The organism is Ruegeria sp. CK2 (assembly GCF_056536585.1).
Genome location: NZ_JBQFPW010000002.1, coordinates 13,441 through 39,873 on the forward strand (window position 1 = coordinate 13,441; position 26,433 = coordinate 39,873).

23 protein-coding genes and 1 pseudogene are annotated in these 26,433 nt (G+C 57.3%); 16 read left to right on the forward strand and 8 right to left on the reverse strand.

Annotation, left to right across the window (positions count from 1 at the left end; genetic code table 11):
* Positions 1-16 precede the first annotated feature (16 nt).
* Complete coding sequence (locus ACR0BU_RS03285) at positions 17-412, reverse strand: rhodanese-like domain-containing protein (protein WP_480736282.1); 396 nt, start codon at positions 410-412, stop codon at positions 17-19.
* A gap of 129 nt (positions 413-541) precedes the next feature.
* On the opposite strand from ACR0BU_RS03285, the gene ACR0BU_RS03290 reads away from it, so the two are divergent.
* From ACR0BU_RS03290 to ACR0BU_RS03325, 8 genes and pseudogenes are all read left to right on the forward strand, one after another.
* On the forward strand, positions 542-1,816 hold the full coding sequence (locus tag ACR0BU_RS03290) for an NAD(P)/FAD-dependent oxidoreductase (protein WP_480736281.1): 1,275 nt from the start codon (positions 542-544) through the stop codon (positions 1,814-1,816).
* A 6-nt stretch (positions 1,817-1,822) separates the two neighbouring features.
* Positions 1,823-3,889, forward strand: coding sequence for a hydantoinase/oxoprolinase family protein (locus ACR0BU_RS03295; protein ID WP_480736279.1), 2,067 nt, complete (start codon positions 1,823-1,825; stop codon positions 3,887-3,889).
* Between the two features lie 3 nt (positions 3,890-3,892).
* Positions 3,893-5,539, forward strand: coding sequence for a hydantoinase B/oxoprolinase family protein (locus ACR0BU_RS03300; RefSeq protein WP_480736277.1), 1,647 nt, complete (start codon positions 3,893-3,895; stop codon positions 5,537-5,539).
* A gap of 6 nt (positions 5,540-5,545) precedes the next feature.
* Positions 5,546-6,292 (forward strand): SDR family NAD(P)-dependent oxidoreductase, encoded by a 747-nt coding sequence (locus ACR0BU_RS03305; RefSeq protein ID WP_480736276.1) that lies wholly within the window; start codon positions 5,546-5,548, stop codon positions 6,290-6,292.
* Positions 6,289-8,190, forward strand: coding sequence for a propionyl-CoA synthetase (locus tag ACR0BU_RS03310; protein ID WP_480736275.1), 1,902 nt, complete (start codon positions 6,289-6,291; stop codon positions 8,188-8,190). The genes ACR0BU_RS03305 and ACR0BU_RS03310 overlap by 4 nt, the downstream gene beginning before the upstream one ends.
* Complete coding sequence (locus tag ACR0BU_RS03315; RefSeq protein WP_480736273.1) at positions 8,187-8,531, forward strand: RidA family protein; 345 nt, start codon at positions 8,187-8,189, stop codon at positions 8,529-8,531. Before ACR0BU_RS03310 ends, ACR0BU_RS03315 begins: the two co-directional genes overlap by 4 nt.
* A 13-nt stretch (positions 8,532-8,544) precedes the next feature.
* A complete protein-coding gene (locus ACR0BU_RS03320; RefSeq protein ID WP_299891739.1) occupies positions 8,545-9,288 on the forward strand; it encodes an amino acid ABC transporter ATP-binding protein in 744 nt (247 codons plus the stop codon).
* Positions 9,289-9,706: 418 nt separating this feature from the next.
* Positions 9,707-10,390: pseudogene (locus ACR0BU_RS03325) on the forward strand (IS6 family transposase).
* Positions 10,391-10,481: 91 nt separating this feature from the next.
* Here ACR0BU_RS03325 and ACR0BU_RS03330 read toward each other — a convergent pair.
* The gene (locus ACR0BU_RS03330; protein WP_480736271.1) at positions 10,482-10,832 is read right to left on the reverse strand and encodes a putative quinol monooxygenase; all 351 of its coding nucleotides are present in this window, start codon (positions 10,830-10,832) and stop codon (positions 10,482-10,484) included.
* Positions 10,833-10,892: 60 nt separating this feature from the next.
* Positions 10,893-11,195: a DUF1330 domain-containing protein gene (locus tag ACR0BU_RS03335; protein ID WP_299891744.1), complete on the reverse strand. Its 303-nt coding sequence runs from the start codon at positions 11,193-11,195 to the stop codon at positions 10,893-10,895.
* Between the two features lie 107 nt (positions 11,196-11,302).
* Here ACR0BU_RS03335 and ACR0BU_RS03340 point away from each other — a divergent pair, with 107 nt between their 5' ends.
* Complete coding sequence (locus ACR0BU_RS03340) at positions 11,303-12,217, forward strand: LysR family transcriptional regulator (RefSeq protein WP_480736269.1); 915 nt, start codon at positions 11,303-11,305, stop codon at positions 12,215-12,217.
* 49 nt (positions 12,218-12,266) lie between these two features.
* On the opposite strand, the gene ACR0BU_RS03345 is transcribed toward ACR0BU_RS03340, so the two are convergent.
* Positions 12,267-12,875 (reverse strand): TetR/AcrR family transcriptional regulator, encoded by a 609-nt coding sequence (locus ACR0BU_RS03345; RefSeq protein WP_299891750.1) that lies wholly within the window; start codon positions 12,873-12,875, stop codon positions 12,267-12,269.
* 72 nt (positions 12,876-12,947) lie between these two features.
* Here ACR0BU_RS03345 and ACR0BU_RS03350 point away from each other — a divergent pair, with 72 nt between their 5' ends.
* From ACR0BU_RS03350 to ACR0BU_RS03360, 3 genes are read left to right on the forward strand one after another with little or no spacing between them, the layout of a single operon-like run.
* Positions 12,948-13,481, forward strand: coding sequence for a peroxiredoxin-like family protein (locus tag ACR0BU_RS03350; protein WP_480736267.1), 534 nt, complete (start codon positions 12,948-12,950; stop codon positions 13,479-13,481).
* A gap of 12 nt (positions 13,482-13,493) precedes the next feature.
* Positions 13,494-13,895, forward strand: a complete 402-nt coding sequence (locus ACR0BU_RS03355; RefSeq protein ID WP_299891755.1) for a nuclear transport factor 2 family protein — start codon at positions 13,494-13,496, stop codon at positions 13,893-13,895.
* A 27-nt stretch (positions 13,896-13,922) separates the two neighbouring features.
* Positions 13,923-14,363, forward strand: a complete 441-nt coding sequence (locus tag ACR0BU_RS03360) for a YybH family protein (protein WP_480736266.1) — start codon at positions 13,923-13,925, stop codon at positions 14,361-14,363.
* A gap of 538 nt (positions 14,364-14,901) precedes the next feature.
* Here the strand turns inward: ACR0BU_RS03360 and ACR0BU_RS03365 are convergent.
* From ACR0BU_RS03365 to ACR0BU_RS03380, 4 genes are all read right to left on the reverse strand, one after another.
* On the reverse strand, positions 14,902-15,588 hold the full coding sequence (locus ACR0BU_RS03365; protein ID WP_480736264.1) for a vWA domain-containing protein: 687 nt from the start codon (positions 15,586-15,588) through the stop codon (positions 14,902-14,904).
* 246 nt (positions 15,589-15,834) lie between these two features.
* Positions 15,835-16,455: a cysteine hydrolase family protein gene (locus ACR0BU_RS03370; RefSeq protein ID WP_480736262.1), complete on the reverse strand. Its 621-nt coding sequence runs from the start codon at positions 16,453-16,455 to the stop codon at positions 15,835-15,837.
* Positions 16,456-16,936: 481 nt separating this feature from the next.
* Positions 16,937-17,221, reverse strand: a complete 285-nt coding sequence (locus ACR0BU_RS03375; protein ID WP_480736261.1) for a hypothetical protein — start codon at positions 17,219-17,221, stop codon at positions 16,937-16,939.
* Between the two features lie 596 nt (positions 17,222-17,817).
* Positions 17,818-18,684, reverse strand: coding sequence for a LysR family transcriptional regulator (locus ACR0BU_RS03380; protein WP_480736260.1), 867 nt, complete (start codon positions 18,682-18,684; stop codon positions 17,818-17,820).
* A gap of 109 nt (positions 18,685-18,793) precedes the next feature.
* On the opposite strand from ACR0BU_RS03380, the gene ACR0BU_RS03385 reads away from it, so the two are divergent.
* Genes ACR0BU_RS03385 through ACR0BU_RS03400 form a run of 4 tightly spaced genes read left to right on the forward strand, consistent with a single transcriptional unit; the run spans position 18,794 to position 26,431 of the window.
* The gene (locus ACR0BU_RS03385) at positions 18,794-20,338 is read left to right on the forward strand and encodes a trimethylamine methyltransferase family protein (protein ID WP_480736259.1); all 1,545 of its coding nucleotides are present in this window, start codon (positions 18,794-18,796) and stop codon (positions 20,336-20,338) included.
* Positions 20,335-21,624, forward strand: a complete 1,290-nt coding sequence (locus tag ACR0BU_RS03390; RefSeq protein WP_480736258.1) for an aspartate aminotransferase family protein — start codon at positions 20,335-20,337, stop codon at positions 21,622-21,624. Before ACR0BU_RS03385 ends, ACR0BU_RS03390 begins: the two co-directional genes overlap by 4 nt.
* Positions 21,621-24,020: a GcvT family protein gene (locus ACR0BU_RS03395; RefSeq protein WP_480736257.1), complete on the forward strand. Its 2,400-nt coding sequence runs from the start codon at positions 21,621-21,623 to the stop codon at positions 24,018-24,020. The genes ACR0BU_RS03390 and ACR0BU_RS03395 overlap by 4 nt, the downstream gene beginning before the upstream one ends.
* Positions 24,020-26,431 (forward strand): FAD-dependent oxidoreductase, encoded by a 2,412-nt coding sequence (locus ACR0BU_RS03400; protein ID WP_480736255.1) that lies wholly within the window; start codon positions 24,020-24,022, stop codon positions 26,429-26,431. The genes ACR0BU_RS03395 and ACR0BU_RS03400 overlap by 1 nt, the downstream gene beginning before the upstream one ends.
* Positions 26,432-26,433: the final 2 nt, after the last annotated feature.

The window sequence follows — 26,433 nt, forward strand, 5'->3', positions numbered from 1 at the left end:
CAGCCTCTGCCAGGTATCAGTCCTTCTTTTCGACAGGACCGCCGGATTTTTCCCACGTGCTAAAGCCTTCTTTCAGGTGGGCGGCTTCAAATCCCATGTCCTGCAGGGTGGCAACGGTGATGGCCGAGCGCCAACCAGAGGCGCAATGAAAGACGTACTTCTTGCCTTCCTGGGCGAATACGTCTTTGTGGTAAGGGCTGTCGGGGTCAACCCAAAACTCAATCATTCCGCGCGGCGCGTGGAAACTGCCCGGGATGAAACCGTTGCGCTGACGTTCTCGTACGTCACGGATGTCTACAACAACCACGTTGGGGTCGCCGACCATCGCGATTAGTTCCGCTGTTTCGATCTCTTCAATTCGATCACGTGATTCCTGCACCATCTGAGCTGCTGTTTTTTTAAGCTGGGCCATGTCTACTGTTCCGATATTTAAAACAAGCTTTTCGTATATTGACACAAAGTCGGCTTCGTTGCAACTTAGGATAACAGGAATCACCAGACTGTATGGCGTATTCGTAGTTAGAAAAGAGGGTGCCCGCGCATGAGTACAGACAGCCCAATCTCTCTTTGGGATATGTCCGCGGAGGAACCGGATATTCGCAATCCGATGGCCGGCGACGCGGAGACGGATGTCGCAATCGTTGGTGGGGGCTTCACGGGTCTTTCAACAGCGCTTTTTTGTGCGGAGAAGGGGCTGAGTGCCCATGTGCTCGAGGCCAAGTATATCGGCTTTGGTGGCTCGGGTCGCAATGTGGGTCTGGTCAACGCCGGGGTCTGGCACCCCCCTGCCGCTGTTCGGGAAAAGCTGGGGGACAAGTACGGGCCGCGCTTCGTCACGCGGTTTGGCGAAGGGCCGGCACAAGTTTTTGATCTTATCGAAAAACACCAGATTCGCTGCGAAGTTACCAAGACAGGTACCATTCACGCCGCGCACGCGCCGTCCGGTTTCGAGGACCTAAAAGCGCGTCATGCCGAGTGGGCGCGTCTGGGAGAGCCGGTCGATTTGCTTTCGCCAGATGAAATGGTCGAGAAAACCGGAACAAGCGCTTTCTATGGTGGCCTACTGGATCACCGCGCTGGCACAATCAACCCGATGGGCTATTGCCGAGGGCTTGCGCGTGCAGCAAAAGGCGCAGGAGCCGAAATCAGCACCGGTGTTTGCGCGACCAACCTACGACGCGACGGCGAAAAATGGGTTGTTGAAACCGACAAGGGTACGGTCCGTGCCAACTATGTTGTGCTGGGCACAAATGCATATAGCGACACTTTGTGGCCTGACCTGAACCGCGTGTTCACCATGATCCACTATTTTCAGTTGGCTACGAAACCACTGAAAGGAGACATGTCTCATATTCTTCCGGGTCGTCAGGGCATCTGGGATACAGGCCAGATCATGTTTAGTATACGACGTGATGCACATGATCGCCTGGTGATCGGTTCCATGGGTACGGTTGTGGGCTCAGTCGGGCGCGGGCTATCGCATCGCTGGGCCAAAAAGAACCTCGCCCGCCTTTATCCCGAACTGGGTCCGGTTGAATTCGAAGAGGCCTGGCACGGTCAGATCGCCATGACTCCGGACCACCTGCCGCGCATCTATCAGTTGGCCCCGAACCTGTTGACCCCAATTGGCTACAATGGGCGTGGCATCACAACTGGCACAATCTTTGGTGAGTGCATGGCCAATCTGATCTCGGGCATGGACCCGGCAGACCTTCCGCTGCCCATGACCGAGCTTTCGACCGTTCCGTCAGCCCCGATTATGTCCCGTCTGTATCAGACGGCTTTCACGGCCAACCAAATCCTCAAGAGCCTTTAGAGTCCCATGAGCAAGATTGATATTCGCGTCGGCGTCGACATTGGTGGAACCTTTACGGATGTCGCGTTGCAGCATCCCGGCGGTTTATCTACCTGCAAAGTCCTCACCAACTATAGCCAACCGGAACAGGCGATTTTGGACGGCATCGTCAAAGCCGCGGATCAGGCCAGCATTGCATTGGGTGATATTAGGCAGGTCATTCATGGCACAACGCTGGTGACCAACTCGCTAATTGAAAGGCGCGGTGCAAAGACCGCTTTCATCACCACCGAAGGGTTCCGGGACGTGATTGAGATGCGTTCGGAAAACCGGTTCGAGCAATACGATCTGAACCTAAACCTGCCCAAACCGCTGGTGCCGCGTCAGGACCGGTTTACCCTGAACGAGCGCATGGGCCCGGACGGAAAGGTTCTTCTGGCGCTGGATCTGTCCGAGGTCAACGCGATGGTCGACACGATCAAAGCGGGCGGGTTCGAGGCGGTTGCCATCGGTCTGATGCACGCCTACGCCAATGACGCGCATGAGGTCGCCATGGGCGAGGCGCTGAGCAAGGCAATGCCGAACCTGTCGATTTCCCTGTCCTCGGTGATCTCGCCGCAGATGCGGGAACTGCCTCGGTTTAACACCGTGATCGCAAACGCCTATGTGCAGCCGCAAGTCGCCGACTATCTGGGCCGTTTGGTGGCCCGCCTGCGTGTAATGGGCGTGAACGCGCCTGTGTTTATGCTGCATTCTGGCGGTGGGTTGATTTCGGTCGAAACCGCTGCGGAACAGCCCGTGCGGCTGCTGGAATCCGGCCCGGCCGGTGGGGCAATCTTTGCCGCTGATTTTGCACGGGCACACGGTCTGGACAAAGTGCTCAGCTTCGACATGGGCGGAACCACCGCCAAAATCTGCTTGATCGAAGATGGCGCGCCCAAGACGGCCAATACGTTTGAAGTCGCGCGAACCTATCGGTTCAAAAAAGGCTCGGGCATGACTGTGTCGACGCCTGTTGTGGAGATGGTCGAGATCGGAGCCGGGGGCGGTTCGATTGCTTCTGTGGATAGGATGGGGCGTCTTCAAGTTGGGCCGCGCTCGGCGGCGTCCGAACCCGGACCGGCCTGCTACGGGCGTGGCGGGACAGAGCCAACCGTGACCGATGCCAATCTGCTGCTAGGCCGACTGGATCCGAATAATTTTGCCGGGGGCGCTATCCCTTTGAAAATTGCAGAATCCGAAAAAGCCGCCACGAAATTGAACCTCTCTGCCAGGGATGCCGCTTTTGGGATCACTGAACTGGTTGACGAGAACATGGCCAACGCCGCGCGGGTTCATACAGTTGAGAACGGGCGCGACATTGAGCATTTCACCATGATTGCCTTTGGAGGCGGCGCGCCACTGCACGCGTGTCGCCAATGCGAAAAGCTGGGGATAAAGGCGCTGATCATACCTCCGGGCGCGGGTGTAGGCTCGGCCATCGGGTTCCTGAAGGCTCCGTTCAGTTTTGAGGCGACACGCGGGCTGTTTCAGCGATTGGACGATTTTGACGCTGGGGCGTTGAACGCTGCGTTGATCGAGATGGAAGCCGAAGCGCGTGCTTTTGTCGACGAAGGCGCCAAGGGTGCAGAAACTGAAATCCGTCTGTCCGCGCAGATGCGTTATTCTGGACAGGGCTGGGAAATACCCGTGGTGCTTCCTCACAAACAATTCGAAGACAGCGACGTATCGCTGATCCTCAGCGCCTTTGAAGATGCTTATTGCACACTCTTTGGCCGGATTATCGACGGGTTGGCGGTTGAGATCACCAACTGGCTTCTCACAGTGTCCACGGTTTTGCCAGATGCCGAACCTGTCGTCGGCTACAAAAACGGGTCTGACGCGAATGTCGCGCAAACGCGCGAGTTTTTCGACGCCGCCCTGCGCAAATCCGTCGCGGCGCGTGAGGTTGAACGGTCGAGCATGACACCAGGAAAGGCCGTCGAAGGCCCCGCGATCATCGTCGAATCCGAAACTTCAACCGTAGTCACTTCGGGTTATCGCGCAGTCGGGCAGGGCGATGGAAGTATGCTCTTGCTGGCGAAGGAGGCTTAAGCGATGAGTGTGTCAGATATCGATCATCAGATCATGTGGAACCGCTTGATTGCGGTTGTAGAGGAACAGGCCACAACGCTGATCCGCACGGCCTTTTCAACCTCGGTCCGCGAGGCGGGCGACCTGTCGGCGGGACTGTTCGACCGTGAGGGGCGGATGATCGCACAGGCGGTGACTGGAACTCCGGGCCACGTCAATGCGATGGCGGAGAGCGTCACGCATTTCGCCGCGCAGATCGGGCCGCAGAACACGTTTGATGGCGATGTGTTCATCACCAATGATCCGTGGCTGGGCACCGGCCACCTGCACGACATCACCGTGGTTACTCCGGTGTTCCGCAAAGGTGCGCATATCGGGTATTTCGCTTGTACTGCACATGTGGTGGATATCGGCGGGCGCGGCTTTGGTCCGGATGGCAATGAGGTGTTCGAAGAGGGTCTGCTGATCCCGATCACCAAGTTCGCCGAACGCGGTCAGGTGCAGCCCCTGCTGATCGAGATGATCCGCGCCAATGTGCGGACGCCGGATCAGACCGTGGGCGACATGTACTCGCTGGCGGCTTGTAACGAGGCGGGCGACCGCCGTCTGCAGGCGATGATGGATGAGTTTGGCATCGACGATCTGCAATCATTGTCGGATTTCGTCATCGAGACCAGCCGTAAGGCAACGCTTGAGGCCATCGCCAAAGTGCCCTCGGGCACCTATCACGAGACCATGCAGGTCGATGGCTATGACGCGCCGGTGCATATGGAAGTGACCCTCAGCGTCGATGGCGATCAGCTGCTGGCGGATTTCGCGGGCACATCGGGCATGAGCCGGTTCGGCGTGAACTGCCCCGAGGTTTATACCCGCGCCTATGCCTGTTACGCCCTGAAGTGCGCGATTGCGCCTGAAGTTCCGAACAATACCGGCTCGCTGGAGCCCTTCCGGATCACCGCGCCTGAGGGCTGCATACTGGCCGCCAAACGCCCCGCGCCGGTGTCGGTGCGCCATGTCATGGGCCATCTGGTGCCCGATGTGGTTCTGGGCGCTTTGCACAAGGCGATGCCCGACACGGTTCCGGCTGAAGGCGCAAGCGCGCTGTGGAACATCCAGATTTCCGCACGTGCGTCCGACCCCGAAAGCGGGCTGCCGAACCGCGAGGTGTTGATGTTCAACTCGGGCGGCACCGGTGCGCGCCCTGCCTTTGACGGGCTGAGCGCCACGGCCTTCCCCTCGGGTGTGTCGACCATGAGCGTTGAGGCGACCGAGCATGTCGGACCGATCACCGTCTGGCGCAAGGACCTGCGCGAAGGCTCCGGCGGCGCAGGGGCTCTGCGGGGCGGTCTGGGACAGACCATCGAGATCGAACCGCGCGAGGGTTATGATTTCTACTTCAATGCAATGTTTGACCGGGTGGAAAACCCGGCGCGTGGGCGCAATGGCGGGCTGGCCGGTGGCGCTGGTGCAGTTGAGCTGTCCGACGGGACAAAGCTGCGATCGAAGGGGCGGCAACTGGTCAAGAACGGCCAGCGGCTGAGACTCAGCCTGCCGGGCGGGGGCGGCTATGGCGCACCCGAGCAAAGAGATCGTGACGCGGTGGCAGGCGATCTAGCCGCCGGGTTCATCTCGGCCGAACAGGCTAAGCAAGATTACGGATTTGAAGGGTAAACGCAGATGGCTGACACTCCAATTGCAGTTGTAACCGGTGCTGCTCAGGGCATTGGATTGGCCTGCGCCGAGGCGCTGACCGAGGATGGCTACAAGGTCATTCTGGTCGACATTCAGGACAGCGTGCACGAGGCCGCTGCGACCGTTGGCGGGGTCGGAATGGTCTGCGACATGGGTGATGTGGACGCCATTGGCGCTATGTTCGACGCGATTGAGACCGAGCACGGCCCGGTCTCGGCACTGGTGAACAATGCGGGTATCGCGATGCCGGGGACATTCCTGGACTATGATCTGGCCGCCTATGACCGGGTGATGGATATCAACCTGCGCGGTGTCTTTGTGGCGATGCAGCGGGTTGCGAACACGATGGTCGAGAAGGGCATCGAAGGCGCGATTGTGAACATGTCCTCGATAAACGCGCAGGTCGCGATCCCTGCGATCCCGGCCTATTGCGCCTCGAAAGGCGGGGTCATGCAACTAACCAAGGTTGCTGCACTGGCGCTGGCTCCGAAGAACATTCGTGTCAATGCTGTAGGTCCCGGCTCGATTGATACCGAGATGATGGCGGGGGTGAATGCCAACCCCGAAGCCTACAAGATGGCGATGTCTCGCACGCCGATGGGCCGCGCAGGCACCGCGCGCGAGATCGGCGATGTGGTGGCGTTCCTGTGCTCGAAAAAGGCCAGCTATGTCACTGGTGAAACGATCTACGTCGATGGCGGTCGTCTCGGCCTGAATTATGTGATGTCATGAGCTACTCAGACGCATATGCAAGCTGGCAAGTCGACCCCGAGGCGTTCTGGGGAAAGGCCGCCGAACAGATTGACTGGTTCACTCCCGCCGAGAAAGTCTTTGACCCGGATATGGGCGTCTACGGGCGCTGGTTCGCAGGGGCCACCTGCAACACCTGCTGGAACTGTGTTGACCGCCATATCGAAGCCGGGCACGGCGACAGGAAGGCGCTGGTCTATGACAGCCCGGTCACGGATACGGTTCAGACTTTCAGTTTTGCCGAGTTGCAGGCCGAGGTCGGCGCGCTGGCCTCGGTCATGCGGGCGCATGGCGTCGGTAAAGGCGACCGCGTTGTCATCTATATGCCGATGGTGCCGCAAGCGGTCTTTGCGATGCTGGCCTGCGCCCGTTTGGGCGCGATCCATTCGGTGGTATTTGGCGGTTTTGCGCCACACGAACTGGCCACCCGCATCAACGATGCCGCGCCCAAGATGATCATCTCCGCCTCCTGCGGGATCGAACCGGGGCGGGTTGTGCACTACAAACCATTGTTGGATGCTGCGATTGAGGAAGCCACCACCAAGCCCGCGCACTGCCTGATCCTTCAACGCGACATGGAACTGGCAGAACTCAAACCGGGGCGTGATCTGGATTATGCCGAACTGGTCGGCGCAGCAAAGGCAGCAGGGGAAACCACGGAATGTGTGCCGGTCGATGCCACCGATCCGCTGTACATCCTGTACACTTCCGGCACGACTGGCCAGCCTAAAGGCGTTGTGCGCGACAATGGCGGGCACATGGTGGCGCTGAAATGGACGATGGAGCACCACTATGGGATCAATCCCGGTGAGGTGTTCTGGGCCGCCTCCGATGTCGGCTGGGTCGTGGGGCATTCCTATATCTGCTACGGGCCGCTGCTGCATGGCTGCGCGACGGTGGTCTACGAAGGCAAGCCTGTGGGCACGCCCGATGCAGGCGCGTTCTGGCGGGTCATTCAGGACCATGAGGTTGCCGCGCTGTTCACTGCTCCGACTGCTTTCCGCGCGATCAAGAAAGAGGACCCCAAGGGTCAGTTGATCGGGCAATATGACCTGTCGAAATTCCGCACGCTGTTTCTGGCTGGAGAACGCTCGGACCCGGCAACGATCCAATGGGCAGAAGAGAAACTGCAACGCCCGGTGATCGACCACTGGTGGCAGACCGAAACCGGCTGGGCCATGTCGGGCAACCCAGTCGGGTTGGGGCAGTTCCCGGTCAAGTATGGCTCACCCGGCAAGCCGATGCCGGGCTACGATATTCAGGTGCTGGATGACGAAGGCCATGAGGTCCCGCCCGGCACCTTAGGCAACATCGTGTGCAAACTGCCGCTGCCGCCCTCGGGCTTTCCGACGCTTTGGAATGCGCCCGAACGTTTCCTGACCTCGTATATGAATGAATTCCCCGGCCACTACGCCACATCGGATGCTGGGATCATTGATGAGGACGGCTATGTCTTCATCATGGCCCGCACGGATGACATCATCAACGTCGCCGGGCACCGCCTGTCGACCGGCGCGATGGAAGAGGTGATCGGGGCGCACCCCGACATCGCTGAATGCGCTGTGGTCGGTGCGGCGGATGCTTTGAAAGGCCAGATGCCACTGGGGTTCTATGTGACCAATGACGGCGCCGATCGGGTCTCAAGCGAGCTGGAAAACGAGCTGGTCGCGTTGATGCGGGAACAGATCGGGGCGGTCGCAGCCTTTAAAACCGCCATTCCGGTCAAACGGTTGCCGAAAACGCGCTCTGGTAAGGTATTGCGCGGTACGATGCAGAAGATTGCCGACAGTGTTGAATTCAAGATGCCGGCCGCCATCGACGATCCGGCCATTCTGGATGAGATTTCCGATGCGCTGAAGGGTCGGGGGCTGTTGAAATGATAGAACGTCTCCGCACCGGTGCCCGGATGTCGAAGATCGTCAAGCACAATGGCGTCGCCTATCTGTGCGGTCAGGTTGGTTCGGGTGACAACGTCACCGAACAAACGCAGGACTGTCTGTCGCGCGTTGATGCCCTTCTGACCGAGGCGGGCTCGGACCGCGAACATATCATGCAGGCCACGATTTGGCTGAGTGATATGGCGGATTTTGCTGAAATGAACGCCGTCTGGGATGACTGGGTGCCCGAGGGCCATGCGCCCGCCCGCGCATGTGGCGAGGCCCGTTTGGCGCGGGATGTATTGAAAGTCGAGATCATCATCATAGCCGCAATAGAAACCTGAAGGGGAGATTGCCATGTCCGAAACACCAGCTGTCAGACTAAGCAAAGTGGAAAAATACTACGGGTCTTTCCACGCCCTCAAAAATGTAAACCTGACCGTAAGCAAGGGCGAAAAAATTGTCGTCTGTGGGCCGTCTGGATCGGGCAAATCAACCATGATCCGCACGATCAACCAGCTTGAGGAGCATCAGTCGGGTCTGATCGAGATCAATGGCCACGTGATCAGCGCCGAAGATCCCAATATCGACAAGCTGCGGCAAGATGTTGGCATGGTGTTTCAGCATTTCAACCTGTTCCCGCATATGACGATCCTTGAGAACTGCACGCTGGCCCCGATGCTGGCGCGCAAAATCTCGCAGTCCGAGGCGGAAGAGACCGCGATGATGTATCTGGAAAAGGTCCAGATCGCCAATCAGGCGCCGAAGTATCCCGGCCAGCTTTCGGGCGGCCAACAACAGCGCGTGGCCATCGCGCGGGCGCTGTGCATGAAACCGGATATACTGCTCTTTGACGAGCCGACCTCGGCATTGGACCCCGAAATGATCGGCGAGGTTCTGGACGTCATGGTTCGTCTGGCTGAAGAAGGCATGACCATGATCTGCGTGACCCATGAGATGGGGTTTGCCCGTAAAGTTGCTGATCGGATCATCTTTATGGATGCCGGTGAAATCATCGAAGAGGACGATCCCGAAAGCTTCTTTACCAATCCTAAGAGCGAGCGGACGAAGAATTTTCTGGAACAGGTGTTGGTTCATTGAAAATGAACGCGATCTGCTTTTTCAATTGCAAGGCGCGGCTTTACGCCGCGGTTCGCTTGAGGCGGCCGCTAGATCGTCTGCCCTGCGACCTCCCCAAGTTAACCTTGTCATATTCTAAGGATAGATTGGGCAGATGAGGATCGTGGGCTTCATTCGCATGCGACTCAGGCAGTCTCACAAAGTTCTCGAGAGAGACGGCTTCGGAGCTTTTCTCTATACAAATTAGGCGTCTCCACACGTCCCGCACTCAACGTCGTCCATGGAGTGTTTCTCCTACTCTGGAGATTGAACAAATGAGACCTCGTTCTGATTTCTGCGACTTTAGTACGTCCCATCGGTTCTGTCGCAAACTCCGTCCCCACCTGTCAGATCGAACGCAGTTCTGTTAACGCGGGCTTGCATATGACAGGAGCAAACCGTGACGATCTCATTTAAGGGTGCGCATTTTCCGAAAGGCGTGATTTTGCACGCGGTTTTCTTCTACCTACGCTACGGTGTTTCATACCGGGATCTGGAAGAAATCATGGCCGAACGTGGTGTTGACCTGGACTACGCGACGTTGGACCGTTGGGTCATTCGATATTCTGGTCTCATTGCGGACGCAGCGCGGTATAGAAAGCACCCCGCTGACCGTACGTGGCGAATGGATGAAACCTAAGTGCGGGTCAAAGGCAAATGGGTTTATCTTTACCGAGCGATCGACAAACACGGCAAGACCCTTGATTTCATGCCGTCCGAGCGCCGCAACAAAGCCACTGCGACGAGGTTTTTTGCGCGCGCGCTTGAGCTGAACGGTCTACCATGCAAGATCGTCATCGACAAAAGTGGTGCCAACACTGCTGGCATCAAGGCGATCAACAAGATGCTCAAGAGCTTTGGTTGTCCCATACCTATTGAAATGGTCAGACGGAAATACCTCAATAGCATCATTGAACAGGATCACCGTTTTATCAAACGCAGGGTCAGGCCCTTGCTGGGCTTCAAAGCTTTCGCTGCAGCCTCATCTGCCCTGGCAGGCATAGAATTGGTCAACATGATCCGTAAGGGTCAATTCACGCCCGAGCTCCGACCGTTTCAGCAATTCTCCCAATTGGCAGCGTAATCAACTCTCCAGTTTCGTCTATACAACTCTCAAAGAAATTTGCGACAGAACCCCGATCAATCCTCTGAGACTTGATTGTTCTGCCGTCCAATCAACGCGTGAAGCCGTCGAATAGTTTGTAGACCATTGGGCTGATGGCTGCGTGCCGATCTTGAATTTCCTGTGGAATATTGCCCAGATACACCATGCGAGTCGCTGGGGCTGCTTCCAGCCAGCGATCTGCGAAACGATCCCAGTTCGTGATGTGAATATGCGCTGAATCCACATTTGCAAAACGCTCATAGACAAGAACGGCGCCGTCATCAGAGACATAGTATTGGTAGTTCAGCGTTCCGCCTTCCGCGCGTGTGGCGGCAACGATTTCTTCTACGATGCCTTTAAAGTCGTCGCGTCGACCGTCCTTGATTTGTGCTTCAACGATCCATCCAAGGTTTTCGAACATAGTTCTATCCACTTTCTAAATTGGGAAGAGATTGGGCTGCCCGATGCACCCCAGAGTTGGTCAGGCGAGATCGTCTTTGCCTTCGATGACAAAGTGATAGCTTTCTGATCCGGCTGTGCGTGCCTCCAGATGAGATTTGTATTCGGGGTCGTTCATGAAGTTCATTGCAGCTTCTTTCGACGGCCACTCAAGAATGATGCGCAGGGCGGCGGGTTGTTCGGAGCCTTCGACCTGTTCGTGCGAGGCGGTGCGGGCCAGGTATTTGCCACCGTGTTTTGCGACCAGCTTGTTCGCCGTCGGCAGATAGTCGGGAATCCAGTCTTCGCTGGTTGGTGATACGGCGAGAACAGAGTAATAAGCCATGAACATGTCTCCTGTGATTGATATTTGATTGAGGGACATGTGATCTGTTGTGTGAGCCAAATAAACCGGGGTAATTTTGACTTCAGTATTCTGATATTGGATATAATATGGACACCAACACCCTTCGCCTGTTCGTCCTTGCCGCTGACAAGTTGAACATTAGCGCCGCCGGGCGTGAGCTTGGCTTGGCCCCATCTGTCGCAAGCGCGTGGATGAGCAAGCTTGAAAAGACCATTGGCGCAGACTTGCTCCACCGGTCAACACGTCAGGTTTCTCTGTCGTCAGAGGGTATGGCGTTTCTGCCCTACGCAAGGGATATCGTAGCTAAAGAGGACGCCGCGCGTGCCGCGCTTGGTCAAGGTCAAGCGCGAGTCTCGGGGACGTTAAGGTTTACAGCGCCGAGCACCTTCGCCCAGCTCTATATCGCGCCGATACTGCCTGAGTTTATTGACCTGCACTCCGAGGTCAAACTGGACCTGCGGCTGTCAGACAAACAATTCGACCTGATCGAGGGTAGCTTTGATCTGGCATTGCGCAACGCAGAGCTTGAGGATTCCAATCTGCGCGGTCGCAAACTTGCAGATGACACCCGCATTTTCTGCGCATCACCGGATTATCTGGAGAAATACGGCCGCCCCGAAACTCTGTACGATCTGACACAGCATCGGATCGTGGCTTTTGGAAACGACAGGTCGCTCAAAGTAACTAAACCCGATGGCACGATCGCCACCTACGACCCAAAGGCAGGGCGCTGCAATCTGGTGTTTGACGATGGTCATAGTCACAAGGTTGCTGCACTTGCAGGTGCCGGGATATCCCAAAACTCAGTCTGGAGCGTTCACGAAGAGCTTCAGTCAGGCGATCTGGTTCGGGTGTTGCATGAATACGCAGGCGTGGCGGACACCGCGCTTTGGCTCATTTACCCTCAATCAAATGTTCTGTCGTCAAAGGTTCGTGTCTTTATGGACTTTCTGCTGGACCGTATCGGGCGAAAGCCACCATGGGCAGCCTCAATCACGTAGTAGTTCCGATAGAAGAAACTACAGGTATGTGACCAACTGGTTTTAGCGCTCAATGCGACAGCAGCATCTGGACTCTGGAATCGAGGTCTTGCTGCATGCGTTCGCTACTCCAACCGGCGCGTCCTCTGAACATGTAACCTTGTCTAAGGTCATAAAGAAGCGCGGCCCGTTCACGGGACGGGAAATCTGCCGGTAAAGTGCCCTTTTCGATTTCCCGGTCGAACCGAGCAGCGAGGCGTTTCTCGGTGTCGTCAATCGCCGCCTCAACGCGTTCAGCTACGCCTTCGACCTGCCCAACCGTCGTGACAACGCTGGATGCCAGAAAACACCCTTTTGCCCCGCTTTCATGCTCGGTGGCATAGTGGACCACTTCGGACAGAAACCCTTTGATGGCTTTGGTGATGTCTTCCTCGGTTTCGAAGGCCACGACTGGCGCACAGCCATCCACGTCGGCATAAAGGTCGATGGTTTTGAGATACAGCTCTCGCTTGTCCCCGAAGGCCGCATAGAGACTTGGCCCGGTAATCCCCATCGCCTTTGTCAGATCGCGTAGAGATGCCCCGTCATACCCCTTGGTCCAGAAGACCGACATCGCCTGCATAAGAGCTTCGTCATAGTCGAAGGTTCTTGGGCGGCCCAATTTTTTTGTATCGATCAATATATAATTCCTTGACTCTCGCGTGGTCACGGTAGTTATGTATCAATCGATATATAATCAGAAAGGTTCCTCATGACCAGCCCCAAACCTGCCGTCGGAAAGGCATTTCCGGCGATCGATCTTCCTGTGCTTGACGGTAGCATCCGAAGCCTGTCCACACCCCGGGACGGGTACGACTGGATGTTAACCATCGTCTATCGTGGCAAACATTGCCCGCTTTGCACGACCTACTTGCGAGATTTGAACAGCGCGCTCCCTGACCTGAACGCTTTGGGCGTCGATGTCCTGGCGGTCTCTGCCGACAGCGCAGAGCGCGCCACCGCACAGATGCAAGAGGTCTCACCAACCTTCGATATCGGCTATGGTCTGAGCGTTGAGCAGATGCAGACGCTGGGTCTGTACATCTCCGGACCGCGCAATGGGATGGATGTCGAAGGGCCGTTTGCCGAGCCCGGTCTGTTTGTCATCAACGATCAGGGCGTACTGCAGATTGTCGATATTTCGAATGTTCCGTTCGCCCGCCCCAGCCTGACAAGCCTTGTGATGGGCATCCGGTTCCTGCGTGGATTGACAGGTGACTTCCCCGTTAATGGCACTCACGCCTGAATGAGGCATAAAATGTCAGATAGAACAGAAACAGGCGTGCGCGCCGCGATTGAGGACTTGATGAATGTCGCGGTCCACGGCGATGCAAGCGGTCTGGACCGCGTTTACCACAAAGACATGCAAATCCTGATGCTGGACATCAGTGGCGAATTGGCACGTTTTGACAAACCTGGCTTCATGGCTCTGATGGCCAGCTCGGTCAAAGACACCAACCCGGATGATCACAAATGGGCCCGGTTCAACGCTGTTGAAGCTGTTGGAGACCAAGGACATGTCCTGATCACCCGACGCGTGCCAATCGGCGAAGCTCGCAAAGTGCTTGAGCTCAGCATCGACTTGGTTTTCGAAGACGACCGCTGGCAGGTTACGCGAGAGGTGATCTTCGCGCGCCCTGATCCCGATCCGATTTCCTGACACTTCCCTATCTAAGAGGAACGCACAATGCGTATCATAACCAATATTGCGGCTTTGCTGCTGTCAGCTGGTATAGCAGTTGCAGATGATGCAACCGCCAGCCTGAACGCTGTCAACGATCAGTTCAACACCTTTGCTGCCGACCACGACGCGGCTGGGTTGGTATCACTCTATTCCGAAGACACGCTTTGGATCGAACAAGGCAAACCTGTGCGACAGGGTTTGGAAGGCCCAAAGGAGCTGTTCGAGTTTGTCACCGCCAACAAAGGCGACGTTACTCATACGATTGACCACTTATACATTTCCGACGACCAGACTCTGGCCGTGATGATCGGCTTCGTAGAGGCAAAAATCGAAACCGTCGGGATGGATGCCACAGGCACCTATCTGTTCGTCTTGCGCCCGGAGGACGATGGTTGGGAAATCGTCACTGATATGTGGCATCAGCATGCCCCCGGGGCGAACTAAAACCTACAGCACGGAACATTCGCCGGTGATGCGAGTTTGGTTGATCTAGACATGCGCTGCACCGGCCCCCGATACTCCCGGTTGAACCCTTTGACCAAATCTACAAACTTGATCGTACGCAACCAAAAGAAGACATCCAGTTGGGGCTAGCGAATGCAGATAGCGCCCCGGAGAGAGGCGCTATCAAACTTATTGGAATGTCTGCTTCCGTAGTGAGGTAGGGGTGCTTTCGCGGCGGTCGCGAATTTGGGGATCCGCCCGTCCCATTTTTCGTTGCTGACGCAAAGCGCGCAATGCGACCTTTCGTTTCGAGCGGGGCAACGGCTACATAGTCTCGCGAATTGCTAGTTCGACGACCTTCGGATTTCGCGCCTGCAGCGAATGGCCGGAAAGCGGGCTGCGAGCACAGCATTTTAGGTGGGCGGAGAAAGTCAGCTCTGGGCCGTGGGTGCAAACCGGTTAGCTCGGGCTTCCGATCGTCGGACGCGCTGATGAAAACTCTGATTTGCTTCCAGAACCCGCACTGTGCCATTTCAGATTAGCCGATAACATTGCAGCCCAAGGTTCTACGCAGTGCATCGCTAAGCTCTTCAATGGCCTCGGTGGAGATATACATGCCACCTGTGCGATCAGAAATGCATTTCGCTACAGAAACATCATCAGGAAAAAGTTCCACGTCTGGGCTGTCGCCTGCAAACCGACCTGTATCGACGCGGAACCCGATCACATGCACAGTAAGATTTGCAGCAGTAGACGCGAGCTCTGCACCAAGCGCGCAGGGCGAGCCTCCGCAAGTCTCATTGCCATCCGTGACCAGCACCACGATGCCGGGATCCTTACGGTAGTTTAGCACTTCGGATGCTTCCCGGACCGCTTCTGTAAGCGGCGTCAATCCGTTTGGATCCAACAAGGCAATTGCGTCCACAACTGGCTGCATCGCATTCGCGACCGGTCGGAACTTCAGATTAATTCCGTCACAGGAATTTTCGGGGCCCGGACCATAGGTGATCAAGCCGATACGACGAATTGGGGCGATCTGAGGCATCACGTCTCGCAAGGCCGCACGAGCAGCATCAATTCTCTTGGGTTCATCCAGATGTAAGCCAAGTTCTGCCATGGACGCTGAGCCATCAAACACGAGCATCGCATCGCGCGCACAATCTTGAGCGGAAACCGATGAAATACTCGTTAGAGCAGCGGCAAGAAGGGCCACGCAATTTGTCAATGGACGTCTCATAGTCCGATAGAATTTATTCCTTACTCTTAGGTCAACCAAGAAGGTCGAGAAAATGAGAGGTTTTAACCTACGGCACAGAGCCAGTCTCAGCTAAGCTGTGTGGCCTTTTCAACGCTACGCTGCGTTTGCTCCTAGGTTCGCTTTGAGCCCAATCCTGCCAGCATTCGACACATTTCGAATTGCCGGTTTTGGCTTTAGGCAATGTGAAACAGACATGAAGGAGAAGTTTGCTTATCAGAGCAAAGAGATCGCGTTGATCACTGTTTCACGGTTCTGAACAGCGCCGGTTTGCAAATACTCCATTGCTCTGAGCGCAGCTTCATGGGCTTCGAGGGATGACCCGCCGACGCAATCCTCCACAACGCGGCAGAAGTAGTCTGATTGGTGGCCATCAACGAACGTGTAGTGCACACAAACATCAGTCAGCCCTCCGCATAGTATCAAAGTATCTACCTTCAGGCCGCGCAGCAGAATTTCGAAATCGGTTCCAAAAAACGCAGAATAACGCCGCTTCGGAACCAAATAGTCACCAGTGCGATATCCCATCTCTTCTTTGGCAACCTCTGTCCGCGGATCACCTTCGAGACAGTGTATGTCCTCATCGCCATCCAGCTCCCGGCCGAAGTCGATTTGGTCGGAACGATGAACTTCCTGAATGAAAATGACGGGCACATTGTTTTGATGTGCGGCATCAACCAAATCGCGCGCAGCGAGCATCCGTTCCTTATAACCCGGCATATTGTCGATTGAGCGGACTGCGCTGTTATCAATGAACGTGCTCTTCTGAATGTCGATCACGATCAGGGCGGGTCGACCCTCGATCAGTTTCTTTGAATTTTTGTGATTGGTTGTCATCTTCGACCTCAGTTTTATCAGGTCGTCCTGACTAAGCGCCGTTCCTGGCCGGGTCGTCCCGGCGGGCAGATCAATTTTGCCTAAATGTGCTAGGGCGCTTGGTCAAGGGTAGGGGTATATTTGCATTGGGATGAATAGCAGACGTTCACACCCAAACCGGCATAGTCGGCTTTGTCCGCGACCCGTAAATTGGCTTCGACTATCTCGCTGCACCATGAACGAATGGCAGCGATTTCCGCCGCCATGACGTGGATGCAGTGCTGTCTCATGTGAGCTGGGTGCGCCGCATGAAACGCAAAGGCATTTTGGACTTGATAGCCGAGTACTCTGACGAAGAGGAGCCGGACTGACACAAACTTGCGGCGGTTCACATAGTGCTCTGCTCCGACGTTCGCGTTTGTTGCGCCGGTCCGGCGGCCACAAGATTTGCAGAAATCCGGGCGCTGTCCCATCAGACATGCGCCCGGAAAGTGCTTTGGTCTCAGTCTCCGTTGTCTTCGCCATTCTCCGCGAGGGAATTGCTCACAGCTTCAAGTAAGAGCTGTTCCATGCGATAGGGCATCTCATCGACGCCCCAAGCCCGTCTCGAGTCCGGCCAGAGCTTGTCAAAGAGTTCTTCGGTCATAACAACATAAGATACACGACCGCCGTGACGGAGAAATGTCGGGCCAGCATCTACTTGTTTCATAAGGCTGACGGCATTGTATTGCAGCGTTTCGATATCGAAACGCCGACGTTGGATTGGTGGAAAGTCAGTATGGTTCATGTGTTTTCCTTTCAAATGCGCACGTCACTGGCCACGGAGAATTCCGTGTGGAATGCGGCTCGAAGGAAAATGATCAGGTCATGGTTCCAGCTAGCATATCAAAGTCCTGCTGTCAGCAGAGGTGCAGAAACAGTTCAGCGCTGACGTTCGATTGGATCTTCATCAATTGCTGCTCTGCGGACAAAGCGGACTTTGGATTTCCGACCTTCGCTGACGCAGCATTGACTCGCAGTTGCGGCATAGCTTCTGCTGCGCTGCCGCATGCATAGCAAAAGCAGCCGTTCAAAGGCGGGATTTGACCCAATCCGATGCCGCGCTTTCATTGCAATTCAATCAAACCATCAAGACGCAGCCATTTTTGCTTTATGCAATTGCATTTGATCGAGGGGGCGAACAGGCTCTCGTGGCCTCGTTGACCGTGCCGCCAATCCGGTTTCTAAGATCGCGCTCTTGGACAGGCCATGTGTGGCCAAGCCGCACCCATAGATTGCAGTGCGGTCACTGAAAATCGCTGCGAAGTGCACATTTCAACTTGCCGCTCAGCTGTTTCGCGGTCTCACTCTGACCACGCGTTCAACAATAGATGCGCCTGCCAATCATGATTGTGCGATAAGCCACTCCTCAACCTCTTTCACTTCGGAGCGCGCTCTGCCTGTGTGCTGGACGTCGACAAAGTAGCCGTGGGTCGGGGTAATGCGCTCGTCGAAAATCCGAACCACTCTGTTTTCTGCCAGATCTTGGTCGATCAACGGAAGCCAGCCGATGATGACACCCTGCGATTCAGCAGCGCCGCGCAACAGCGCGTTTGCGTCCTCGAAGATTGGGCCGTGCAACATATCGGGTGTTGAAACGCCCATTGCCTCAAACCAGTCCAACCAACCCCAGTGGTTTCTTTGGTGCAACTTAGGGAGCGTCAACAGATCTTCTGGGCGTTCGATGGGGCCTTGTTTTGCGATGAAGTCTTGCGAGGCAATGGCGACGGGGCTTAGCTCGATGAGTTTGACCGCATCACTAGCCATGTCGGCGATGCGGTCCCAGCTGATGACGATATCGACGTTTTCACGGTCGGGAGCGCCGGGATGGCGGGCTGGCACCACTTCCAGCTCGATCTCGCGATGGGCCTCCCAAAAATCACTGATCCGAGGCATGAGCCAGCGAGCGGTAAAGATCGGCCCCGCCGAAACACGCACCGCTTTGCGTGCGCTTCGCCGCAGGGATTGAACCGCATTGTCCAGCAAGCCAAAGGCCTGATTGGTCGCATGGGCCAGACGCCGACCATCCTCGGTCAGGGCGACATCACGCCCTTCGCGCCTGAAAAGTTTGACGCCAAGCTGGTCTTCCAGTCCGCGAATATGATGGCTGACCGCCGTTGGGGTCACTGTAAGGTCCGCCGCGGCCGCGCGAAAACTGCCGTTCCGGGCGGCCGCGTCAAAGGCACGTAGGGCTGTAAGAGAGGCTGTCACAGTATTCCAAATGATGAGTTTTTCTCACTCATTGCTGAGAACGTTGCTTTTGTAAACTCGGTAACTTCCTGTGCAAGATAGAGAAGTACAAACCTGAGCTCATGAATCGATGACCAAAACAAACCGTCGGCGCGGTCGCAAGGATCGCTTGAAGCAAGTCTCGGAACCCGACCTGCAGCCACCGGTCTGGCCAGGCGTGGTCGGCGGGCGTCTGAAGCCGCTCTCATCTGATGAAGAGACACTGGTCGAGGAGGCTGCATTTAAGCTTCTCGAAGAGCTGGGTCTTAGTCAGGCCATTCCCTCGATGATCGAAAAGGTAACCGACGCTGGCGGATCCATGACGGATGACGGCCGGCTGTTATTCCCGCGCGCTCTGGTGAACTGGGCAATAGACGGTGCGCAGCGCGGGTTCACGTTATGTGGCCAGCGCCCCGAGAATAACCTGAAAATCGAAGCCGCCCGCGTGCATATGTCCACCGGAGGTGCGGCTCCCGGCGTGTTCGATCTCGACACGCACGAATATCGGGATTCCACACTGCAGGATCTTTATGATGCCGCGCGGATTGTTGATTGCATGGACAATATCCATCACTTCAGCCGCTCTGTGGTGGCCCGCGATATTGAAGACAATGCGCTCATGGACCTGAACACCGCCTATGCCTGTCTGGCGGGGACGTCCAAACATGTGTCGATCTCGATCACCGAGCCGCAGAATGTCGCGGCGATTGCTGAACTTTGCTATCGTATCGCGGGTGGCGAGGCAGCGTTTCGGGCCCGCCCTTTCCTGACCGTCATGGTATGTCACGTCGTGCCGCCGATGCGTTTCGCGGAGGAGGCCTGTGAAATCCTTGAACTAGCGATCAAAGCTGGTTTCCCCGTGCAACTGATCAGTGCCGGTCAGGCTGGCGCCACCAGCCCGGCCACGATTGCGGGGTCGCTGGTGCAAGCTGTCGCGGAAACACTGGCAGGCCTTGTGTTTGCCCGTTTGGTTGATTCTGACGTCAAGGCAATCTTTGCCCCCAAACCTCTGGTTGCCGACCTGCGCACCGGCTCGATGAGCGGTGGCGGCGGTGAGCAGGCCATCTTGATGGCCGGCGCCGCGCAGATGGGACGGCGTTGGGATTTGCCAACCAGTTCGATTGCCGGGATCACCGATGCCAAGCGGCTGGATGCCCAGTACGGGGCCGAAAAGTCGCTGGCGGTCACAATGGCGGCTCATGCCGGGTCAAATATCATCACCCAGGCTGCTGGTATGATGTCGAGCCTTCTGGGTGTCAGTCACGCGGCCTATGTCAGCGATAACGACCTCTTGGGAAACATCCTGCGCACGATACGTGGTATTGAGGCGACGCCGGAAAATATTGCTGCCGAGGTCATCGCTCAGGTGTGTCGGGGTGAAGGCCATTATCTAGGTGAGCAGCACACGTTCAGCCGGATGAAGTCAGATTACTTCTACCCCGAAATTGGCGACCGCCGCGCCCCGCGGGATTGGCAGGACGATGGCGCGCAGCGGATTGGGGATGTGGCTCGTCAAAAAACACGAGACATTCTTGGCAGCTATTTTCCCGATCACTTGTCAGATGATGCCGATCACGCTCTCAGAGAAAGGTTCGATATTCGTCTGACACGGGCACAAATAGGACGGCCCGAATGACCAGTCAGAGCCTCACGACCCGCGCTCGGGCCGCTTTGCCGGGCGGTGTCAGCCATGAGCTGCGGTATCGCGATCCGCACCCTATTTTCATTGATCGCGCGCAGGGCGCTGAGAAATGGGATGTGGACGGTCGCCGCTATATCGATTTCAAAATGGGCAGCGCCAGCCAGATGATGGGGCATTGCCATCCCGCCATCACGGAAGCGATCCAGAAACAGGCCGAACGCTCAATCTTTAGCGCCGATTGCCACGCTCAGGAAATCGAGTGGGCCGAGTGGGTCAACCAGCTTTACCCGAGCGCCGAACGCACGCGGTTCACCGCATCGGGCACTGAAGCCACCATGCTGGCGTTGCGATTGGCGCGGGCCCATTCGGGCAAGGACCATGTGCTGCGCGTCGACGGGCATTTTCATGGGTGGCACGACCACGCTCTGAAAGGCGCCAAGCCAGGCAGCGATCAGGCCCCCTCGCTGGGCATTCCGCAAGCGATCAATGATCTGATCCATATCTGCACGGCCGATCCCCAGGCCATGGAAAGCGCATTTCAAGATGAGCGCATCGGAACCGTCATCATTGAGGCCTCCGGTGCGAATTACGGCTGCGTGCCGTTGCCAACCGATACCCTGCGCGCATTGCATGATGTTGCAAGGGCTGCCGGTGTGGTGCTGATTTTTGATGAGATCATCTCCGGCTTTCGATGGTCCCCCGGCGGACGGCAAGCCCGCGACGGCATCCTGCCCGATCTGACCACCTTGGCGAAAACCGTGACCGGAGGTTTGCCAGGGGGGGCGGTGTGCGGCCGGTCCGAGATTATGGAAATGATGAACAATACAACAATGCGCGATGGCATCGCCCCGGCGGTGAGCCATAAGGGGACGTTCAACGGATCGCCTCTGGTTGCGGCCGCTGCCTGTGCAGCGATGCCGTTGCTGGCCAGCGGGGATGCGCAAGCTCAGGCCGATGCCATGGCGACCCGGATGCGCGACGGCATGAATGCCGCGATGCAAGACCATGGCGTCACGGGCCTCGCTTACGGGGATAGCTCGATCTTCCACGTCTTCTTTGGCCAACGCAGCCTTGAGGGTCTTGGCTCGAAAGAAATTCGCGGGCTGCCAAAACCAGTAGTCAAAGCCTATCGTGACGGGATGCTGTCGCGCGGGGTGGATATGATGGCCTACACCTCGGGCCTGACCTCAGCCGCTCATACCCCGGACCTGATAGATGAAGCCCTGACGGCTTTTAGCGATACCCTTTTGGACATGGTCCGTGACGGAGTCCTGCAATGACCCTCCCATCATCTGCGCGTACGGTCATCATCGGTGGTGGCGTCATCGGTTGCTCCATCGCCTATCACCTCGCCCGCGAAGGGCGCAAAGATATCGTGGTTCTGGAACGCTCCAAACTGACCTCGGGCACCACATGGCATGCCGCCGGATTGGTCCGCCGTCTGCGCCCCTCTGCCACGCTCACCAAGCTAATCAACTATTCGATTGACCTCTATGGTGATCTGGAGGTCGAGACCGGGCAGGCCACCGGCTGGACCCAAACGGGGTCGCTGACGCTGGCCACCAATCAAGACCGTCTGACCAACATCAAACGGCAGGTCTCACTTGGCCGCGCCTTTGGTCTGGAAGCCGAAGTCGTCGATGCCGCCCGCGCGCAAGAGCTTTGGCCTCTGATCGAGGTGGATGACGTGATCGGTGCCGTCTGGTCACCCGCTGATGGGCGCGTGAACCCATCTGATGTCGCGCTGGCCCTGTCCAAAGGGGCCAAGGCACGAGGCGTGAAAATCTTCGAAGACACCCGCGTGACAGGATTGCAAAAGAAGAATGGTCGCATTTCAGGCGTCGAGATCGGCGAGTACGTGATCGAGGCCGACGAGGTCGTGATCGCCTCTGGCCTTTGGTCCCGGGAGGTGGCCGAAATGGCCGGGGCGCATGTGCCGCTTTATGCCTGCGAGCATTTTTACATCCTGACCAAACCACTTGCCGAGGTGCAGGCGCTTGGCAAAGGGGCGCATCTGCCGACGCTGAATGATCAGGATGCCTATCTTTATGCCCGCGACGATGTGGAGGGTCTGCTAGTGGGATCGTTTGAGCCGCATGCCAAAGGCATTTCCACCAAAGATCTGCCCGCCGATTTCTCCTTTGACCTGCTGGATGAGGATTGGGATCATTTCATGCCGATGATGGAGAACGCGCTGCGCCGCATTCCTGCGTTGGAAACGGCTGAGGTGCGGATGCTGCTGAACGGGCCGGAAAGCTTCACGCTCGACAGTCAGTTCATGATGGGGGAAAGCCCCGAGGTGCCGGGCCTCTTTCTGATGGGAGGCATGAACTCGATCGGCATAGCGCTTGCGGGCGGCGCGGGCAAGGCGATGGCGGAATGGATCATTGCAGGCGAGCCCACAATGGAGCTGAACGAAGCCGATATCCGTCGCTTCAGCCCTGAAATGAATGTGTTGGGTGCGCTGGAGGCGCGGATTCCCGAAGTGCTGGGTCGCCATTATGACAACCCTTATCCGGGCCGCTCGATGGAGACTGCGCGCGGGCAGCGTCGTTCGCCCATTCATGCTGGCCTGGTCGCAGCCGGTGCCGGGTTCGAAGGGCGCGGTGGCTGGGAACGCGCTGTACATTACGGTGGAGAGGCCGCGCATCTGCCGCTTACCTTCGGCGCTCCGAAATGGCGCGAACAGGTGGCCAGCGAGGTCGAGGCCTGCCGCAATGGCGCGGCCATTCTGGATCAATCGGCCTTTGGCAAGATCATGGTGCAAGGGCCCGACGCCTGCGCCTTCCTGAACCGTCTCTGTGCGGCTGAGATGGACATCAAAGAGGGCCGGATTGCCTATACCCAGATCCTCAATGCACGCGGCGGCGTTGAAAGCGACCTGACCGTGCAGCGCCATGGGCCTGAGACCTATCTGATGATCGTTGGCGCAGGTGAAGTGGTCCGCGACATGAAGCGGATGCGCGAAACCAAAGGCGATTTCCGGGTCGAAGTCACGGATGTGACCAGCGGCTACGCCGTGATCGGCCTTGCGGGCGCCAAAGCGCGCGAGGTGCTGCAAGCCACGAGCAATGCGCCGGTGCCCGATCTCAAACGCTTTGGCTTTGCCCCGGTCGAGGTCGGTCTGGCGCGAGGATGGGCCGGACGGCTGAGCTTCACCGGCGAAGAAGGCCATGAGCTTTACATCCCCTCCGACATGGCGATGGCCGCGCATGAAGCGCTTGTCGCGGCGGGCGCTAGCCATGCCGGGCTCTACGCCAGTGGGTCTTTGCGGATCGAAAGCGGGTTCCGCGCCTTTGGCCATGAACTGACGCCCGGAATCACGCCGCAAGAGGCCAGGCTGGGGGCGTTCTGCGCCTTTGGCACCGGGTTTGTCGGCGAGGAGGCACTGGCCGCAGCCGACCAGCCCAAGCGCCAGATCGTATCATTGCTCTTTGATGATCCAGACGCGCTCCCCATCCATGATGAGCCGATCTACTTTAACGGCAAGGTTGTGGGTCAGATCACCTCGGCTGCCTGGAGCTACCGCTTTGGCCGCTCTGTCGCGCTCGCAATGATTGACGCGCCGCTGGATCAGCTCGCTCAGCAGGATGTGGTGTCCGGTTTCGAAGTGGAAATCGCTTGCACGCGCTTCGCCGCAAAATGTTCTCTTAAGCCCGCTAAGGAGGCGTTCTGATGTCAGGCACGCTCCGCACCACCCGCGTCGCCATTATTGGCGGTGGCATCATGGGGGTCGCCGCCCAATACCAACTGGCCGAAGCTGGCTGGACTGATACAATCCTCTTTGAAAAGGCCGAGCTGACCAGCGGATCGACCTGGCATGCCGCCGGTCAGATTGCCCATGCGGTTGGCAGCCGTGTGGCGGGCTGGATCAACAAAACGTCACTAGAGACCTACAAGCGCGTCGAGAAAGAGACCGGCCAAAGCATCGGCTGGCACGAGGTGGGCGGCTTGCGCATTGCCACCACGGATGACGAAGTCGATTGGATGAAATCGATTATGGGCGTCGGCCGATTGTTGGACCTGCCGATGGATTTGGTTGGGCCACAGGAGGTCTCTGAGGTCAATCCATTTTACAAGGTCGACAACGTCAAGGCCGCCGTGAGGACCTATGAGGACGGGCATATTGACCCCTCCAGCGTGACGATGGCGCTGGCGGCGGCCACCCGTGCGCGGGGGGGCAAGATCGAACGCCACAATCAGGTGCTTGGTGCCAGCCGTAAGGGCGATATGTGGCTGCTCAAGACCGAGAAGGGCGACGTTCTGGCCGAACATATCGTGATTGCAGCGGGGTCCTATGCCAATCAGGTGGGCGCGTGGTTTGGCCTGAAAATCCCCTCGGTCAGTTGTCTGCACCATTATCTGGTCACGGATACCGTTCCCGAATTCCTGGATCGCCCGGAACTGCCGGTGATGCGTGACAATTCCTATGGCGGCTATATCCGGCAGGAACAGAAATCGGGCCTCATTGGCATTTACGAGGGGCATGTCTGCCCGACCGTCTGGGAAATGCCGCAAGGCGCGCCCTGGGCCGCAGAGAACGAGCTGTTTGAGGCCGATTACGACTCCATTGGCGATTTCCTGATGGTTGCGTTCGACAAAATGCCAATTCTGGCTGAGCTCGGCATCAAACGTGTCGTGCGCGGCGCGATCACCCACACGCCCGACGGCGGAATGCTGGTTGGCCCCTCTGGTGCCCTGAATGTCTGGCTGTCCTGTGGCTCTTCGATTGGTCTGGCCTGGGGTGGCGGCGCGGGCAAGGTGCTCGCCGACTGGATGGTGCACGGCGAAACCGCGATCAACACGCGCGGCATGGACCCGCGTCGCTACGGCGATTTCACCACCGATCATTTCATCGTGGAACGCACCAAAGACGAGTTTATGCGCCGCCATGACACACCGTGCCCCGGCAAACAGTTCAATGCGCTGCGTCCGCTTAATCGGCATCCGCTTTATGATCGTCTCGCCGCCAAAGGCGCGGTGTTCGGCGAGGTCGCGGGCTGGGAGCGTCCGCGCTATTTCGGCGAAGTTGGTGAGGTAGAACAAATTGGCTGGGGCCATCAACCCTGGCACGCAAATGCATTGGCCGAGGCCAAGGCGACCCGTGAAACCGCTGGTGTGATCGACCTCTGCGCCTTTGCGCAGTTCGAGATCACCGGCAAAGATGCTGGCAAGCTGTTGGACCGTCTGTCGGCCAACCGTATTCCGCGCAAAGACGGGCGGATGAGCCTTAATCATCTGCTGACGCCAAAAGGCCGGTTTGAAACCGAAATCACCATCTGGCGCATCGCAGAGGATCGCTATTTTACCGGATCACCCATTGCCCGCGCCAACCCGGATTTCGACTGGATCAAGAGCCATATTCGTGAGGGCGAAGATGTGCAGATGGTCAACCGAAGCACGGAATGGGGGATGCTGGCGATGTCTGGCCCGGCCTCACGTCGTATTCTGGCCGAGTTGACCGACGCCGATCTGTCCAATGCGGCCTTCCCGTGGTTGTCGGGGCAGGAAATCACCGTGGCGGGCATCCCTTGCTATGCGCTACGCGTGTCCTTTGTTGGCGAATTGGGTTGGGAGCTGCACGCGCCCCTTAATCGCATTGCCGAGATCTACGACGCCCTCTTTGAAGCGGGCGAGAAACACGGGCTGGTCGATCTTGGCTCCTACGCCTTCAACGGCATGCGGATGGAGAAGGCCTATCGCGCCAGCGGCGAGCTGACCACAGATATTGGACCTTATGACGTTGGGTTGGAGCGGTTCGTCGTGACCAAAGATCGCGATTTTATCGGCAAAGACGCATTGCTGGCCCGCGATCCCGAATGGGAATTGTTCTATGCTGAGCTTCACGCGGACGATATCGACATTCATGGCGGAGAGCCGGTTCTACACAATGGCGAGATCGTCGGTCTGACGACGTCTGGCGGCTTTGGCTACACAATCGGCAAGTCGCTCGGCTGGCTCTTTGTGAAGAAAGGCACCCCGCGAGACGGGCTTAGCGTTCAGATCCTGAACCGCGACATTCCCGTCTCTATCCACCCCGATGCAATTTTTGACCCGCAGAACCTGCGGCCCCGATCCGAGGACTAATC